This window comes from Streptomyces sp. NPDC037288 (assembly GCF_055603265.1).
The window spans coordinates 168,007-183,220 of record NZ_JBVJVY010000004.1; the positions used below are offsets into that span (position 1 = coordinate 168,007).

At 73.1% G+C, this 15,214-nt stretch carries 14 protein-coding genes; 8 read left to right on the top strand and 6 right to left on the bottom strand.

The genetic code is table 11. The features are described 5' to 3' along the window. Positions 1–12: 12 nt before the first annotated feature. Positions 13–474, top strand: a complete 462-nt coding sequence (locus ACZ7GZ_RS06665) for a hypothetical protein (RefSeq protein WP_471021520.1) — start codon at positions 13–15, stop codon at positions 472–474. Between the two features lie 716 nt (positions 475–1,190). Here the strand turns inward: ACZ7GZ_RS06665 and ACZ7GZ_RS06670 are convergent. Beyond that, a complete protein-coding gene (locus ACZ7GZ_RS06670; protein WP_471021522.1) occupies positions 1,191–1,421 on the bottom strand; it encodes a helix-turn-helix domain-containing protein in 231 nt (76 codons plus the stop codon). Positions 1,422–2,335: 914 nt separating this feature from the next. On the opposite strand from ACZ7GZ_RS06670, the gene ACZ7GZ_RS06675 reads away from it, so the two are divergent. Next, entirely contained in the window at positions 2,336–3,367 is a 1,032-nt protein-coding gene (locus ACZ7GZ_RS06675) for an SDR family oxidoreductase (RefSeq protein ID WP_471021523.1), read from the top strand. Positions 3,368–3,401: 34 nt separating this feature from the next. Further along, a complete protein-coding gene (locus ACZ7GZ_RS06680; protein ID WP_471021526.1) occupies positions 3,402–3,641 on the top strand; it encodes a hypothetical protein in 240 nt (79 codons plus the stop codon). 621 nt (positions 3,642–4,262) lie between these two features. Here the strand turns inward: ACZ7GZ_RS06680 and ACZ7GZ_RS06685 are convergent. Continuing rightward, complete coding sequence (locus ACZ7GZ_RS06685; RefSeq protein ID WP_471021528.1) at positions 4,263–5,564, bottom strand: ROK family protein; 1,302 nt, start codon at positions 5,562–5,564, stop codon at positions 4,263–4,265. Between the two features lie 614 nt (positions 5,565–6,178). On the opposite strand from ACZ7GZ_RS06685, the gene ACZ7GZ_RS06690 reads away from it, so the two are divergent. Then, positions 6,179–6,673 (top strand): FBP domain-containing protein, encoded by a 495-nt coding sequence (locus ACZ7GZ_RS06690; RefSeq protein ID WP_471021529.1) that lies wholly within the window; start codon positions 6,179–6,181, stop codon positions 6,671–6,673. 57 nt (positions 6,674–6,730) lie between these two features. Here the strand turns inward: ACZ7GZ_RS06690 and ACZ7GZ_RS06695 are convergent, their stop codons facing one another. Continuing rightward, the gene (locus ACZ7GZ_RS06695; protein ID WP_471021530.1) at positions 6,731–7,339 is read right to left on the bottom strand and encodes a TIGR03086 family metal-binding protein; all 609 of its coding nucleotides are present in this window, start codon (positions 7,337–7,339) and stop codon (positions 6,731–6,733) included. 155 nt (positions 7,340–7,494) lie between these two features. On the opposite strand from ACZ7GZ_RS06695, the gene ACZ7GZ_RS06700 reads away from it, so the two are divergent. From ACZ7GZ_RS06700 to ACZ7GZ_RS06710, 3 genes are all read left to right on the top strand, one after another. Then, positions 7,495–8,748, top strand: a complete 1,254-nt coding sequence (locus tag ACZ7GZ_RS06700) for an FUSC family protein (RefSeq protein ID WP_471021531.1) — start codon at positions 7,495–7,497, stop codon at positions 8,746–8,748. 70 nt (positions 8,749–8,818) lie between these two features. Continuing rightward, positions 8,819–9,907 carry a hypothetical protein gene (locus tag ACZ7GZ_RS06705; RefSeq protein ID WP_471021532.1) on the top strand — a complete coding sequence of 363 codons (1,089 nt, stop codon included), beginning with the start codon at positions 8,819–8,821 and terminating at the stop codon, positions 9,905–9,907. A gap of 112 nt (positions 9,908–10,019) precedes the next feature. Then, positions 10,020–11,252: a lactonase family protein gene (locus ACZ7GZ_RS06710; protein ID WP_471021534.1), complete on the top strand. Its 1,233-nt coding sequence runs from the start codon at positions 10,020–10,022 to the stop codon at positions 11,250–11,252. On the opposite strand, the gene ACZ7GZ_RS06715 is transcribed toward ACZ7GZ_RS06710, so the two are convergent. Beyond that, positions 11,220–11,945, bottom strand: coding sequence for a DUF2470 domain-containing protein (locus ACZ7GZ_RS06715; protein WP_471021536.1), 726 nt, complete (start codon positions 11,943–11,945; stop codon positions 11,220–11,222). The genes ACZ7GZ_RS06710 and ACZ7GZ_RS06715 overlap by 33 nt on opposite strands. Before the next feature lie 80 nt (positions 11,946–12,025). Then, a complete protein-coding gene (locus ACZ7GZ_RS06720) occupies positions 12,026–12,631 on the bottom strand; it encodes a TetR/AcrR family transcriptional regulator (protein WP_471021537.1) in 606 nt (201 codons plus the stop codon). Between the two features lie 144 nt (positions 12,632–12,775). Here ACZ7GZ_RS06720 and ACZ7GZ_RS06725 point away from each other — a divergent pair, with 144 nt between their 5' ends. Continuing rightward, entirely contained in the window at positions 12,776–14,359 is a 1,584-nt protein-coding gene (locus ACZ7GZ_RS06725; protein ID WP_471021539.1) for a cytochrome P450, read from the top strand. On the opposite strand, the gene ACZ7GZ_RS06730 is transcribed toward ACZ7GZ_RS06725, so the two are convergent. Next, positions 14,321–15,184 (bottom strand): pentapeptide repeat-containing protein, encoded by an 864-nt coding sequence (locus tag ACZ7GZ_RS06730; RefSeq protein WP_471021540.1) that lies wholly within the window; start codon positions 15,182–15,184, stop codon positions 14,321–14,323. The genes ACZ7GZ_RS06725 and ACZ7GZ_RS06730 overlap by 39 nt on opposite strands. Positions 15,185–15,214: the final 30 nt, after the last annotated feature.

The following is a 15,214-nucleotide window of genomic DNA, read 5'->3' on the forward strand; positions in this document are numbered from 1 at the left end:
GAGGCCTGACCCATGTCTGTGGAGTACCGGACCGTCGTGTGGCTCGCCAGCGCAGCCGACGACCCGCACGCGGCCCACAACGAGTGGATCGAACGAGGCGTCACCCTCCTGCGCTGTAACCGAATTTTTGGCGTCGTCCGCATCCCCGCCGCGCTCCTGCACGCCGGAATGGGCGGCCTCGACTTCTCCAGCGATGACTTGCGGTTCCACATTGGCGGCCCGGTCATCCACCGCCCGGAGGGGCAGTACTGGGTCCTGATCCAGAGCCATGCGGGGCTCGTCTGGGACGAAGGCGCGGACGTGCCTTCCCTCGGCGCCGACCACTACCTCGGTGTCCCCAGCCTCGCCCGGACGGCGCCGCCTGGCCCGCATTGGGTCGTGCCGCCGCGGTACGAAGGAGACGTGTGCCGGCCGGAGACGTTGCGCAAGTTCATCGGGTACGCCCGGAAGAAGCTCACCCCGGTGGATGCGTGATGAACCAGCAGACGGCCCGCGACTCGGACGCCTTCCGTGCGGCGGGTTACTGCGGCGCCAAGCACCCGGCTAGTCATGCCCGCTGCACCCGCTCGCCAGGGCATGCCGGTCAGCACGTGGACTACTACACAGGCCGCCAGTCCGTGACGGACGCTGAAGGTCTCAGGTGGGGGAAGTAGATGCCGTGCCCGGCGTACGCCGATTGCGTCGGGCACGGGCTGGGCTCCGGCGCCTTGCGGGCGTCGGCATGCTGCCCGGACGGCGATAGGGCAGCCCGCAAGTCCATGACCGACTTTGACCGAAGTCGGCAGAACCATGGATAGGAGAAGCGTATGAAGCGCAAGCTGGACACCATGGGGTACGGGGGCGACGACGGCGGCGGCAACAGCCCCGGCGACCCCGGTAACCCCGTGCCGCAGCCTGAAGACGACCCGTCAAGCCCTTCGGAGTGACCCATGACCGCTAGCCCTGGCTCTGCCTTCGTCCCTCACCACGTCCGGCGCGCGCTGGACGCTGAGGACTGGCGAGTCGACAACCTAAGGCCCCGGAAGTACTGCCCGGTTCACCGGAATCAGCAGATGTTGCCGCCGATGGCGCCGGGCCTGTCGGACGTGTGCCCGATTCCCCACGGCGGGGGGAGCGAGTCGCAGGGCTAGCGGCCCCAAGGACTGCCCCGTCTGTCTACCTTCCCCGTGGTGGATGGGCGGGGCTTTCTGCTACCTGACGAGGTCGGCGAGGGGGACGTCGAGGGCGTCGGCGATGAGGAGAAGGTCGGTGAGGTCGGGGGCGCGGAGGGCGTTCTCCCACCGGCTGATGGTCTTGTGGTCGCGGCCGATGCGGTCCCCGAGGGCCATTTGGGAGAGGCCGGCGGCGCGGCGGGTGGTCCGGATGCGTAATCCGATCTCGGCGCGGCGGCGGGGTACCCAGTCGGGGAGGGGGTCGAGCACCCGCTTGATGCTGGGATGATCTTGACAGAAAGTCTTTACCTGCCTGGGTAAATCTGGCCCTGTCGGGGCACTCGACAGATATATGCGCCTGGGGCTACTAATGAATCGTCAGCAGCGTGTAGCGGGAACGCACCTGAGTGTGTTGGGATGGGCATATGCCAGATCGGACAGACGTTCGATCCGGTGGTTCCTTGACGTCTAGATCCGCCACCCCCCAAGCGGACCCGGCGCGGCGGTGCCGTGCCGGACGGGCCGCCCGCCCACCGTGAGCACCCCCTCGACGGTGGGCGGGCGGAACCTGACCGCTTCCCACTGAACGAGAGTCAGACTCGCTCGAACGAGCGAGTGACGGGTGCAGAATGCACGCGTTACACATGCTGGGCCAGGGTGGGGGCAGTCCCGCCTCCCTGGGTGGTCGGCCCCCACCCTGGTCCCACAAGGATGGCCCTCGGCGTCTCGTACGCCGAGGGCCATTCGGCTCCCATGGGAGACGGATGGGAGATAGATCTTGGGAACCAGGGTCAACCTCAATCAACTCAGATCAACTCGGGTCAACCTCTCCTTGTCCCCCGCCTGCAGCAACACCCTGACCAGCCCCTACGCGGCTTGGTTCCCAGAACTCCCACATCTCGTGGCCCATGTACGCACTGGCGACGAAGACGGCGACGGGCCCGTTCGCGGGACCGTGGTCGACGTAGTGCAGACGGGTACCGTCGACGGGGCTCTCGAAGTACGGCATGGGTGCCTCCTCGGGCGGTGGACCAGGTGCGACGCGGCTCGGTCGCGCTGACGTCCTCGATACTCCCGGGAGCGCGCGCACGGGTCGATTACCTGTCGCGTCATGCCGGGGTGTGCGCGCGCCCGGGCCCGGGTACCCGGCCGTCCGCCGAAGTGTGGGGCGAGAGGAGCCTGAGGTGAGCAGCGCAGCGGGCAGCAGGGTCGTCGTGACGGGTGCCACTGGCAATGTCGGCACGAGTGTGGTGCGGCTGCTCTCGGAGGACGCCGGGGTCAGGTCGGTGCGCGGACTGGCCCGGCGTACGCCCGAGTGGTCGCCGCCGAAGACCGAGTGGTCCGCGGTCGACATCGCCTCCGACCAGGCGAACCTGGCGGAGCGGTTCGAGGGCGCGGACGCGGTGGTGCATCTGGCGTGGGCGTTCCAGCCGACGCACGATCCGGCGGCCACCTGGCGGACGAATGTGCTCGGCGGTATCCGGGTGTTCGAGGCGGTCGCCGCGGCACGGGTGCCGGTGCTGGTGCACGCCTCCTCCGTGGGCGCGTACTCGCCGGGTCCGAAGGACCATGCGGTGGACGAGTCCTGGCCGACGCACGGCTGGCCCGACGCCGCGTACTGCCGCGAGAAGGCCTATCTGGAGCGCACGCTGGACGTGTTCGAGCGGGACCATCCCGAGGTGCGGGTGGTGCGCATGCGCCCGGCGTTCCTGTTCAAGTGGCAGTCCGCCAGCGAACAGCGCCGGATCTTCGGCGGGCGTTTCCTGCCGGGTCCGCTGGCCCGCCCCGAGCTGATGCCGTTCCTGCCGGACATCCCGGGGCTCCGGGTGCAGGCGCTGCACACGGACGACGCCGCGGAGGCCTACCGGCTCGCGGTGGCCTCGGACAGCGCCCGGGGTGCCTTCAACCTCGCGGCGGATCCGCCGCTCGACGCCGCTGTGCTCGGCGAGCTGCTGGGCAGCCGCCCGGTACGGCTGCCGCGCGCGGCGGCCCGGTCGGCGATCGCCGCGGCCTGGGGGCTGCACCTGCTGCCGGCCTCGCCGCACCTGTTCGACGCGGTGCTGCGGCTGCCGCTGATGGACTGCGGCCGGGCGCACACCGAGCTGGGCTGGCAGCCGCGGCGCACGGCGACGGAGGTGCTTCAGGAGTTCCTCGACGGCCTGCAGAAGGGCGCGGGGATGGAGACCGAGCCGATGCGCGGGCGCAAGGTCGGCTGACGCGCCGTACGCCCACGTCCGAGGGGAGAACGCCATGGCCGCACAACGGGAGACCGAACCGGGTCAGGACAGGGGCCCGGTCCCGAGGGACATGCCCGACCAGCAGGCGGGCGCCGGCGAGGACCCGTGGGAGGTCACGCCGGGCCGACCGGGCGTGGACGACACGGCCGACGACGTCCCCGACACCGACGAGGCCGGCTCGGGTCCCCGCGGCGCACCCCACCCGGGCCCGGACCAGTCCGAACACCCGTCACCGGACGAACCGTCGGCTTGAGCGGCGCGGAACGGTGCTCGACGTGTGCGCGGCCGGCGGACACCCCGCGGGTCACGCCTTCGTCTTCGTCATTGCGCGCTGGTCACCGGCTTCCGGAGCGTCGCGCGCAATGCGTCGGCAGCGGGCCGGAAGGCGTGTTCGGGCGGAGCTGCGAAGCCGCCGAGCAGACCCGCGGGGCGCCCGCGGGGATCGACGTGGAGTTCGGACAGGCCGCGCGGGGCGAGTCCCTGCCGGGCGCACAGCGAGAGGATCTCGTGTTCGGGCGGCCAGCCGTCGGGGAGGGCACCACGACTCGCCCCTGGATCGATAGAACCCGGTCGGGGTCGAGTCGGTCGAAGGTGCACACCGGCTGGCGGCAGCGGTCCGGGGCAGCGCGCGGGACGTCGAGGCCGTCATCGAGATCGACAGCGGACTCCACCGCACCGTAGTGGCACCGAAAGCCGCAGGTGAGGTGGGCAGGGCAGCCGCCGATGCCGGACTGCGGGCCACGTCGTGAGCGGCGGCTCCACTCCCACCTGCGCACACTGGCGGCCCGGAACCTTCAACGAACTGCGTCCCGGCGTCCATGTCGCGACGACGTCACCCGGCCGTGGTCTCATCAGGTGTTCGCGCCACGGGCGGTCACCTGCCAGCGCGTGGCGCCCGCTCGCGAAGCGCCGCGCGCCACGCCGGCAGACGGGCCTCGGTGATCGGTTCCGGGCGTCGGCCGCCGCTCGCGAAGAACTCGGCCAGCGGCAGGATCGCCGCGCCGACGGTGACCGCGTCCGGGCCGAGCCGACCGAGGTCGACGGTGACCTTGTCGGCCGGGTGGCGCAGCGCGTACGTCGTCGCGTGGCGCCGTACGGCGGGCAGCAAGCGGGGGCCGAGCTGCAGACCGGCCCAGCCGCCGATGAGGATCCGCTCGGGCTGGAAGAGGTTGATCAGGTCGGACAGGCCGGCGCCGAGGTACTCGGCGGTCTCCTCCAGGACGGCCAGCGCCACCGGGTCGGGCTGGGTGCCCTCGGGCGGGTAGGCGGCGGTGAGCATCGCGGTGAGCGCGGTCTCCTCGTCGGTGCCCTCGGGGGGCCGGCCGCCCTCCTCCCGCCAGCGGGCGAGCAGCGACTCGGCACCCGCGTAGGCCTCCAGGCAGCCGGGCGCGCCGCAGCGGCAGCGGCGCCCGCGCACCCGTACCGTCAGATGGCCCCATTCGACGGCCCGCCCGTGCTCCACCTCCGGGGTGACCACGCAGGCGCCGACGCCGGAGCCGAAGAGCACGACGACGGCGTTGCGGGCGCCGCGTCCCGCGCCGAACCACATCTCGGCCTGGCCCAGGGTCTTGGCGCCGTTGTCGACGAAGTACGGGATCTCGTCCCGGAGCGGAGAGGCCGAGTGGAGCAGCCGCTCCAGCGGGACCGCGTCCCAGCCGGTGGTCTGGCCGTGGACGACGGCACCCTGGTCCGGGGTGTGCTCGACGATGCCGGGCACGCCGACGCCGACCCCGAGCAGCCGCTCGGGCGCGGCCTGTTCGGCGCCGAGGACCTCGGCGATGCCGTCCCGGATGTGGCCGGCGATCACCTCGACGTCGTAACACCCCCGTGGGGTCAGCCTGCGTTCGGTACGGGCGAGTTCGGTCAGGGCGAGGTCGAACAGCTCGACGCGGACCCTGGTTTCGCCGACGTCGACGCCGATCATCTGGCCGCTGTCCGGGGCGACGCGCAGCAGGGTCCGGGGCCGGCCGCCGTCGGATTCGACGCTGCCGGCCTCCTCGAGCAGGCCGTCCGCGGTCAGGTCGGCGACCACGTTGCTGACCGAGCCGCTGCTCAGGCCGGTGGCCGGACCCAGCTCGAACCGGCTGAGGGGGCCGTCGAAGTACAGCTTCCGCAGCACGGCCGTACGGTTGCCCCGCCTCAGGTCGCGTACCGTGCGCCCGTTACGCTCCGCCATGCGGCTCCCTTCACGAACCGTGTCCGACCTGCAACATACCCCTTCGGGCGAACGGAAGGCGCTATTCTCCCAACCCTTAGTTCATGATCTGAGCTAAGTGGGGCGCTCCGCGGGCTTCGCCATTGGCAGGAACCGCTTGGTGCGCGGGTGGTCCGGCGCGGGCAGGTCGTACGCCTCGGTCACCGTCATCGGGACCAGTTCGTCCGCTCGGCGAGGGCGTCCAGCGGGCCGCCGCTCAGTGTGCGCACCTAGAGGTCTCGGCCGAGCAGCCGGTGCCGGGGCCTGCCGGGCCCGAGCGTGCCGGCCGCAAGGAGCCGCGCGCCGGAGCCAGCCGCCCGAGAGGGGGCCGTGACCGGGGCGCCAGGGCGGACGACACCTCGGAACGGGCCGGGCGCGAGCCCGGAGCGGGCCGTGCGCGAGGACGCCGGGCCGGAAGGCACCGTCCTCACCGGAGGCGCCACCGACCGCCGGCACGCGGTGGCAGCTCCAGCCCCGTCCGCACGCACGGTGCCGGTCCCTGCCCGAAATCCATTGGCCCACCCTCCCCCTGGCTACCTACGCTAGCCCTGAACCTAGACCCCCTAGGTTACGTTGGCGAATCCGGAAGGGCCCCCATGAGATCGCTCACCGAGCAGGACATCCGCAACTCCTTCATCAACTGCTCGAAGGGGGAGGCCAAGCGGCTGGCGGTACCCCGGGATCTCGGTGAACGCCCCTGGGACGGCCTGGACTTCCTGGGCTGGCGGGATCCGGGTGCGCCCGACCGCGGCTATCTGGTCACCGAGCGGGAGGACCGGCTCGTCGGCGTCGCCTTCCGCTTCCAGACGGCCCAACGCGGTTTCCTGCACCGCAGCATGTGCTCGGTGTGCCTGACCACGCACCCCGGCGGCGGAGTCTCGCTGATGGCGGCGAGGAAAGCCGGCGCGGCGGGCCGCGAGGGCAACTCGGTGGGTCTGTACATGTGCACCGACCTCGCGTGTTCCCTGTATGTGCGGGGCAGGAAGGTTCCGGAGTCCGGCGCCCGGTTCGAGGAGAGCCTGACGATGGAGGAGCAGATCGCCCGCATGACGGGCAATCTCTACGCGTTCATCGACAAGCTGTACCTCTGACGGCAGGCCGACAGCCCCTCTCCTGTCGCCGCAGACGGCTGCCCGGGGCCCGTGCGGTCAGGGGAGCTCAGGCGTCCACCGGGGGTCGCGGCCGAGGAAGGCGAGCAGGGCCGCTGCCTCGTCCAGGGGATCGTCGGGCGCGAGGGCCGGTGCGAAGACGCCGTACTCGCGCAGTCCCGGCACCAGGTGGTCGGCGGCCGGTCGCAGGCCCGCGGCCAGCGCCGGGGCGAGCGGCCGGTCCCGCCCCGTGGCGACGGCGATGTCCCAGGCGTGCACGGCGGCGTCCAGCGCGCCCGCACCGGCGGCCAGCGGCAGGGGCAGCGGGCCCAGCGGCGTCGGCACGGACTCCGCGTCGGCGGGCAGCTGCGCATAGGCGTCGGCCACGGCGTCCAGGACCTTGTCCAGCTCGGCCACCGGATCGCCGTGGAGGGCGTCGGCCGGCTGGAACGAGTCCTCGTCGGGCCGGTCGGCGGCAAGCGCGAGACCGTACGCGTGCTGGTCGATCCGCGCGTGGTTGAGCACCTGCCGCACGGTCCACTCGGAGCACGGGGTCGGCCTGCCCCACGCCTCATCCGGCACCGCGGCGACCACCTCGCGCAGGTAGGCGTGCGCCTGCTGGAGCAGCTCGATTCCCCCGGGCTTCCCGGCGCCCTGGATCTCCCCCATGCCGACCCCCTCCGTAACCTCTCGACCGCCTCGCGAAGGCCTCTCGGTCCGGCAGCCACTCCGCCGCCGAACTCACTGCACGAACCCTCGCGGACACTTACGGTCCGCGATCGAAGCACGTTCGTGCGGCCCGCGGAAGGGGAACAGGCCAAGGGATGCACGACGTACGCAAGTGGACCACGGGACTCCTGCGCCTCCTGGAGCGCCGCCGGCAGCCGGTGGTCGTCCAGACGCTGCGGTCGGCGACGGCGGCGACGATCGCCTACGTCGTCGCGCTGCGCCTCAGCCCGGAGCCGGCCCCGCTGACCTCCCCCCTGACCGCGCTGCTGGTCGTCCAGGTGACCTTCTACGCCACCCTCACCAACGGCATCCGCCGGGTGAACTCGGTGGTGGCCGGGGTGCTGGTCGCGATCGCCTTCAGCGTGCTGGTGGGGCTCACCTGGTGGAGCCTCGCGCTGCTGATCGTGGCGTCCCTGGCGGTCGGGCACCTGGTGCGGGTCGACGAGTACGTGGCCGAGGTGGCGATCAGCGCCATGCTGGTGCTCGGCGTGACCACCGTGGGCTTCACCGCGTGGGCGCGCATCGTGGAGACGCTGATCGGCGCGGTCGTCGGGACCGCCTGCAACCTGCTGCTGCCACCCCCGGTGTGGGTGGACGAGGCGGGCCGGTCGATGGAGGACCTGGCGCGCCGGATACGGCAGCTGATGCTGCGGATGGGTGAGGAGGCCGCCGGCCGGATCCCCTGGGAGCGGGCGGCCGAACGGCTGCACGAGGCACGCCGGCTGGACCAGCACATCGCCCATGTGGACGCCTCGCTGCGGCAGGCCGAGGACAGCCTGCGGCTCAATCCGCGCGTCAAGGAGGGGCTGCTGCACCGGGTGGTGCTGCGCACCGGCCTCGACACGCTCGAGATCTGCACCGTGGTCCTGCGGGTGCTGGCCCGGTCCTTCACCGACCTGGCGAAGGCCCGCGGGGCCGAGGACCTGTTCCCGCCCCGGGTCGGGGTGACCGTGGAACAGCTGCTGTCGGAGATCGCGGACGCCGTGGTCAGCTTCGGGGTCCTGGTCACCACCCATCTCAGTGAGGACGCCGAGTCGGCGGAGGCCCGCCTGTCGGCCGAGCTGCACACGGCGGCCGGCACCCGGGACCGGCTGGCCGAGCTGCTGCGGGAGGAGATCGGCAAGGACTGGACGAACTGGCAGCTGCTCGGGGCCGTGCTGACCGAGACCACCCGGATCATCGACGAACTGAACACCGAGCACCGCACCCGGCGCCTGTTCGAGGAGCTGGACCGGGTCTCCCGCGGGCAGCGGGCGAAGCTGCCGCGGATGACCCGGCTGCGCGAGCGCCTCGGGGTGCAGGAGGAGCTGTGGCGGAACCGTACGGGGTTCGGCGAACGTTATCCGTGAGGAAGCCGCCGGGCGGGGCCCGGCGAGGAAGGTGCCGGGCAGGCCGGCGCGTGAGGCGAGGGGGCGACGGATGACCGGTTGCGGAGTGCGGATCGACGGGGACACACTGCGGCTGCCGGGCGGGGTGGCGGTGCGGTTCGTCCGCACGCTGCGGCTGCCGGAGACGGGCACGCATCCGCTGCCGCCGGGACTGGGCGAGTTCCCGGTCCGGCGGGTCGCGGACTACGCCGACACCGTCCCGCAGGAGTGGCGGGCGCGCGGCGGGGTGATGCTGCCGGTGTATCTGCGCGAGGCGATGTGGCTGAGCTTCTCCGGCACGAGGGAGCCGGCGGCGCTCCAGGTCGGGGTCGGCAAGGTGTGCGCGGTGTCCGGCCGGCCCTGGAGCGACCGTCTCGCCCGGGATCCGCAGAACTACGTGGTGCTGCCCCGACAGCCCTGGCTGGACGGCATCAACTCCGGGAAGGGGACCGTCCGCCAGTTCGTCGCCGTGCCGCTGGGTCTCGGCGCGACGGTGGAGGGTCAGGTCACCGGCGAGGAGGCGTGGGGCGGGGTGCAGCTGCAGTCGTTCCCGCTGAAGGAGCCGGTGCTCGCCGAGTGGCGGCGCCGCGAGCGGCAGCGGGAGGAGGCGCGCCGCAGGGCCCTGTCGGCCGGGCCGGCCGGCGGGTACGGCGGCCCGGCCATGCCGATGATGGCGTCCGCTCCGGGCGGTGCCCCGCCCGTGCCGGCCGCTCCCGGCGCGGCCCCGCCGCGGGCCGCGGGTGCGGCCCCCCGGCGTGCCGCGGCCATGGGTCTCGGCGTCGGCGGCTCGATGCGGCAGGAGGTCTACAGGGACGAACGGCCGCTGTCGGACTGGGCCGGGGAGCCCGCCGGGCGGGTGTTCGTGCACCTGGTCACGCCGCCGGAGTGGCGGCGCATCACCGGCGAGGCACCCCCGCCGTCCCCGGTGGACCGGGCGGCGTACACACGCGCGGGACTGCCCTGGTACGACTACTACGACGCCGATGCCGAGGATCTGGCCCCCGCGGACACCCTGGAGGCGGTCAAGCCGGTCGGCGACTGGCTGGGCGGCGACCTGGACCCCTGGCAGCCGCCGTCCGCGGGCCAGGTGGCCCCGCTGAAGGACGCGCCGGGCAAGCCGGTCGAGGACGGGGAGTGGTGAGCCGGCCGCCCGTTGCACACACCGCAACACCCGTTGCCCGTCTTGCCCTTGGCGGCGGGTCCGGGCCAAGGTTGCTGTCACGAGCGGGGCAGCCGACGACCTGAGGTGCGGTATGGGCAGGGAGGCACGGGCGGCACGACGGGGATCTTCCGCGCGCGGGCGGGAGTCCGGAGGCGGCTGGAGCCGGCGCCGGTTCGTCGGGGCCGCGGCGGGCGCGGCGGCCGTGGTCGCGGTGCCGTCACCGGCGGCCCCGCGGGCCCATCCCCCGGCCGCGGCGGACGAGCCCGGCGCCGCCCCGCCTGCCCGTAGGGCGTCCGGGCCGCGCCCCCTGTATCTGGGCACGTACACGTCGGCCGACGGCGGCGGTACCGGCATCGGGCTGGCCTCCTACGACCCGTCGACCGGCCGGATCACCGGTTCCGGCACGCTCACCGGCGTCCCCGACCCGTCGTATCTCGCCGTGCACCCGGACGGCCGCACGCTGTACGCGGTGGACGAGCGGGAGGACGGTGGTGTGACGGCGGTACGCCTCGCGGACCGGCGGCTGCTGGGCAGCCGGGGTACGGGCGGGGCGGGGCCCTGCCATCTGTCGGTGCATCCTTCCGGACGGTGGCTGCTGAGCGCCAACTACGGTTCGGGCAGTGTCGCCGTGCATCCGATCGACGCCTCGGGCGCCCTCGGCGAGCGCACCGCCTTGGTCACGCACTCCGCTCCGCCACCGGGTCCGGGGCAGCAGGGGCCGCACGCGCACCAGTTCCTCACCAGCCCGGACGGTGGTCATGTCCTCGCGGTCGACCTCGGCACCGACACCGTCTACAGCTACCGCCTCGACCGGGCGGAGGGCACCCTGACGGAGGTGGCGCAGGCACCCACGCGGCCCGGCGCCGGACCGCGCCATCTGACCTTCCATCCGGGCGGCCGGTACGCGTATCTGGCCAACGAGGTGGACGACACGGCCGCCGTCTGCGCCTTCGACCCCGCGTCCGGCCGGCTGGCGATCGGCGAGCCGCAGCCGACGGGCTCGGACGGCGGCACCAACTACCCGGCGCAGTTCGTGGTGACGGCGGACGGCGGGTACGCGTTCCTGGCCAACCGGGGCCACAACAGCCTCGCGCGGTACGCGATCGAGGCCGGCGGTGCCCGGCTGCGGCTGCTCGGCACGGTGCCGGTGGGCGGGGACTTCCCGCGGCAGATCGCCCTCTCGCCGGACGGCGGGCTGCTGTTCGCGGCGAACCAGCACTCGGGTACGGTCACCGTCTTCCGCGTGGACGGGGAGAGCGGCGGACTCCGGTCGGCCGGTGAGCCGTTCGCCTCACCCGTCGCCGTCTGCGCGCTGCCGCTGTAGCGCGCGGGGGCAGGCGGCGGCAGCGGCCTGGGCCAGCAGGGCGTGCATGCGCTCGGTGAGCTGGGTGACGTCGTCGGCCGGCGTGTGGAAGGGCAGCCGTACGTCGCCGTGGGCGCGGGTGCGCTCGATACGCAGGGTCAGTCCGTGCCGGTCGACGGCGAGGGGCAGGACACGGGTCGCGGCGTGCAGGCTCTCCGGCCGCACGAGGCGGGTCAGCCGCTCGACCGCGTCCGGGTGGGCGTCGGCGAGGTGGGTGAGGAGCCGGGCCTCGGCCTCGGCGAGCGGGTCGGGCCGGGCGGCGGCGTACTCGTCGAGGTCGAGGACCACGGCTCCGGAGGACTGCCGCAGCACCGCTCGCGTGGGCCGGAACAGCAGCGTGCCGCGGTCCGGGGCGAACCAGCCGGCGAGGTGGAGCCGTGCCCGGATCCGGCCCCGTACCGGTACGGGCGCCACGTCGGCGAACTCCAGCACGGCGGAGGGTTCCTGGCGCGGGGCGCAGATGGCCGCGGCCAGCAGGGCGCTGTCGTCGGGCACCGTCAGCCGCACGGCGCCGTCGTCGGTCACGGTGTGCGCGCCGACGTACTCCTCGCGGGCGCCGTCCGCGGTCACCGCGCACGACCAGGCGGCGGCCAGCACCGATCGCGCCCGTTCCGCCGCGCCGGGTGCGGCCGTCCAGTCCTGCGTGTCACCCATCCGAGATCTCCTTAGGTAAGCCTTGCCTAACCTACCGAAGATCGGGGTGCACGCCAACCACTCCCCTCGACGAGAGGGAATCAGGCGATGACGCCCAACAGCGCCCGCGCACACAGGTCGCGCACCTGCTCACGGGTCAACCCGCCGTCCCGCAGCCACTCCAGGCACACGGCCGTGGTGAAGGCGAGCCAGCCGCGCACGGCCAGGCGCACCTGCGGGGCACCCTCGAAGACGGGCCCGAACTCGGGGTCGGCGGCGAGCGCGGCGAGGATCTGCTGCTCCTGGGCGGCCAGGGCCCGCTGGTAGACCCGGCGTACGGCCTGGTCACCGGCCGCGTCGGCGCGGTGGAAGGCGCGGAAGCCGTGCGCGTGGGCCTGGACGTAGGCGAGGTAGGTGTCGAGGCCCGCGGTCAGCTGCTCGCGCACCGGCACGCCGGGCACGGCCGCCGTCATCCGCAGCATCCGCCCGCTCTCGCGCTCCACGACCGCCGCGAAGAAGTCCCGCTTGGTCGGGAAGTAGTGGTACAGCAGCCCGCGGGAGACCCCGGCGATCTCGGCGACCTGCTCGATCCACACGTCGTCGTAGGGACTCTCCGAGAACAGCTTCGCACCGACCGACAGCAGCTGCTCACGGCGTTCTTCCGTGCTGAGTCTGCGCCGGGCGCGCTCCCCCTGGTTCGCGGGCATGGCGTCACTTTACTTGACGCGGGTTCAACAAGCGGCCCACACTGGAACGCGTTATTGAACCCACGTACAACACGCGCGCCACGGATGCACGTCACAGGTGCACGTCACAGATCAACGGCCGCTGGATCAAGGGAGATCGGCGTCATGGCGGAGACGGCGGAGAAAGCGCGGACGACAAAGACGCCGACGGGGCCCGGGCTGCCGAAGGGATTCCGGAGCGCCGAACAGGGCTGGCCCGAACTGCACCGCATCCCGCATCCGCCGCGCCGGGTGCCGCTGCTCGGCGACGTGCTGGGCGCCGACCGGCGCAGGCCGCTGCAGGACTCCATGCGCTTCGCACGCGACCTGGGGCCCATCTTCCGGCGGCGGGCGTTCGGCAAGGAGTTCGTGTTCGTGTGGGGGGCGCGTCTGGCCGCGGACCTGGCCGACGAGTCCCGGTTCGCCAAACACGTCGGGCTGGGCGTGGCCAATCTGCGTCCGCTCGCCGGCGACGGCCTGTTCACCGCCTACAACCACGAGCCCAACTGGCAGCTGGCGCACGACGTCCTGGCACCCGGGTTCAGCCGGGAGGCCATGGCGGGCTATCACGGCATGATGCTGGCGGTCGCACAGCGGCTGACCGATCACTGGGACCGCGAGGCGGCGGCCGGGCGCAGGGTGGACGTACCCGGCGACATGACGAAACTGACGCTGGAGACCATCGCGCGCACGGGCTTCGGGCATGACTTCGGCTCCTTCGAGCGGGACCGGCCGCACCCGTTCGTCAGCGCGATGGTCGGCACGCTCACCTACGCCCAGCGCCTGAACAGCGTGCCCACGCCGCTGGCCCCACTGCTGCTGCGCGCCGCCGCCCGGCGCAACGCCGCCGACATGACCTACCTGAACCGCACGGTCGACGACCTGGTCGCGGCGCGCCGTCGCTCCGGCCGGGCAGACGGTGACCTGCTGGACCGCATGCTGGAGACCGCGCACCCGCAGACCGGCGAGAGGCTGTCGGCGGAGAACGTCCGCAAGCAGGTGATCACGTTCCTGGTCGCGGGTCACGAGACCACCTCGGGCGCGCTCTCCTTCGCCCTGTACTACCTCGCCCGGCACCCCGAGATCGCCGCCCGGGCCCGCGCCGAGGTGGACCACGTCTGGGGCGACACCGAGCAGCCCGGCTACGACCAGATCGCCAAGCTGCGCTACGTCCGCCGGGTGCTGGACGAGTCGCTGCGGCTGTGGCCGACCGCTCCGGCCTTCGCCCGTGAAGCCCGCCAGGACACGGTCCTCGCCGACGGGCATCCGATGCGCCGGGGCGCCTGGGCGCTCGTCCTCACCCCGATGCTGCACCGCGACCCGGAGGTGTGGGGCGAGGACGCCGAACGCTTCGACCCGGACCGCTTCGAGGCGGCGGCCGTACGGGCCCGCCCCCCGCACACCTTCAAGCCCTTCGGCACCGGCGCGCGCGCCTGCATCGGCCGCCAGTTCGCCCTGCACGAGGCGACCCTGGTCCTGGGCCTGCTGCTCCGCCGCTACGACCTGTCGGCCGACCCGGCCTATCGCTTGAGCGTCACCGAACGGCTGACCGTGATGCCGGAGGGGCTGCGGCTGGGGCTGGGGCGACGGCGAGTGGCGCCGCTGAGCGGGGCCGGGGAGCAGCGCCCCGAAGGGGCGGGGGGAACTGCTCGGCCGGCCACGACGAACCCGTCAGCGACCCGCTGCCCAGTGCACGGGCCGAGTGACTGACGCAGGCAGACGGGTACCGGCGTTACCGCGGGCCGCGTTGATCTGCGGCTGGGTAAGGAAGAACGCGCCGGTGAGGTCCGCGTCGGTCAGGTCGGCGTCCCGCAGATCCGCACCGATCATGTCCGCGTCGCGCAGATCGGCGCCGGTGAGGTCGGCGGCGATGAGGTAGGCGCCGCGCAGGCTCGCCCCGCGCAGGTCGGCGCCCCGGAGCCGGGCCCCGATGAGGTCCGCGCCCCGGCGGTCCTTCCCCCTGCCCCTGCCGTTGCCCTTCTTGCCGCTCTGCGCGTCGGCGACCCCGGCCCGGGCCAGCTCGCTGGTGCGCAGGAGCAGGCCGTTGACCCGCTGGCGGTGCGCGGCCACGTCCAGCGCGGCCAGCTCCTCGGGGGTCTGCCGGGTCAGCCGCTCGGTCTCCTCCAGCGCCCGCCGCAGCTCGGGACGGACCGGACGGGCGGCGGACAGGCCGAGCGCCTCGGTCAGGTACCACAGCAGCTCGTGCAGCTGCCGTACGACCGGGAACACGTCGAACATCCGGCGGGCGTGCTCCTTCGAGCCGGCGCGCCAGTCCTGGCCGCCGAAGGTGACCTGTGAGACCTTCTGTCCGGCACCGAAGCAGTCGTACACCGTGCAGCCGGTGAACCCCTTCTTCCGCAGGTCGGCATGGATGCCGCAGCGGTGGTCTCCCTGGAGGTTCGGGCACGGCTTCCCGGCGGGCTTGTCCATCGCGAAGTCGGCGGACGCGGCGAAGGGCAGGGCGACGCAGCACAGTCCGAAGCAGCGCGCGCAGTCCCCGCGCAGCTCCGAAGGGCCCGCTATCTGGTCTGGCATGAGGGACAGCCTACCGGGGGCGCCTCCTCC

Bases quoted from the DNA above. Each gene is read 5' to 3' on its own strand.
- ACZ7GZ_RS06700 (WP_471021531.1), top strand. From the start codon at position 7,495: ATGCACGACGTACGCAAGTGGACCACGGGACTCCTGCGCCTCCTGGAG.
- ACZ7GZ_RS06720 (WP_471021537.1), bottom strand. From the start codon at position 12,631: ATGCCCGCGAACCAGGGGGAGCGCGCCCGGCGCAGACTCAGCACGGAA.
- ACZ7GZ_RS06725 (WP_471021539.1), top strand. From the start codon at position 12,776: ATGGCGGAGACGGCGGAGAAAGCGCGGACGACAAAGACGCCGACGGGG.
- ACZ7GZ_RS06665 (WP_471021520.1), top strand. From the start codon at position 13: ATGTCTGTGGAGTACCGGACCGTCGTGTGGCTCGCCAGCGCAGCCGAC.
- ACZ7GZ_RS06680 (WP_471021526.1), top strand. From the start codon at position 3,402: ATGGCCGCACAACGGGAGACCGAACCGGGTCAGGACAGGGGCCCGGTC.
- ACZ7GZ_RS06690 (WP_471021529.1), top strand. From the start codon at position 6,179: ATGAGATCGCTCACCGAGCAGGACATCCGCAACTCCTTCATCAACTGC.
- ACZ7GZ_RS06685 (WP_471021528.1), bottom strand. From the start codon at position 5,564: ATGGCGGAGCGTAACGGGCGCACGGTACGCGACCTGAGGCGGGGCAAC.
- ACZ7GZ_RS06730 (WP_471021540.1), bottom strand. From the start codon at position 15,184: ATGCCAGACCAGATAGCGGGCCCTTCGGAGCTGCGCGGGGACTGCGCG.
- ACZ7GZ_RS06715 (WP_471021536.1), bottom strand. From the start codon at position 11,945: ATGGGTGACACGCAGGACTGGACGGCCGCACCCGGCGCGGCGGAACGG.
- ACZ7GZ_RS06705 (WP_471021532.1), top strand. From the start codon at position 8,819: ATGACCGGTTGCGGAGTGCGGATCGACGGGGACACACTGCGGCTGCCG.
- ACZ7GZ_RS06695 (WP_471021530.1), bottom strand. From the start codon at position 7,339: ATGGGGGAGATCCAGGGCGCCGGGAAGCCCGGGGGAATCGAGCTGCTC.
- ACZ7GZ_RS06710 (WP_471021534.1), top strand. From the start codon at position 10,020: ATGGGCAGGGAGGCACGGGCGGCACGACGGGGATCTTCCGCGCGCGGG.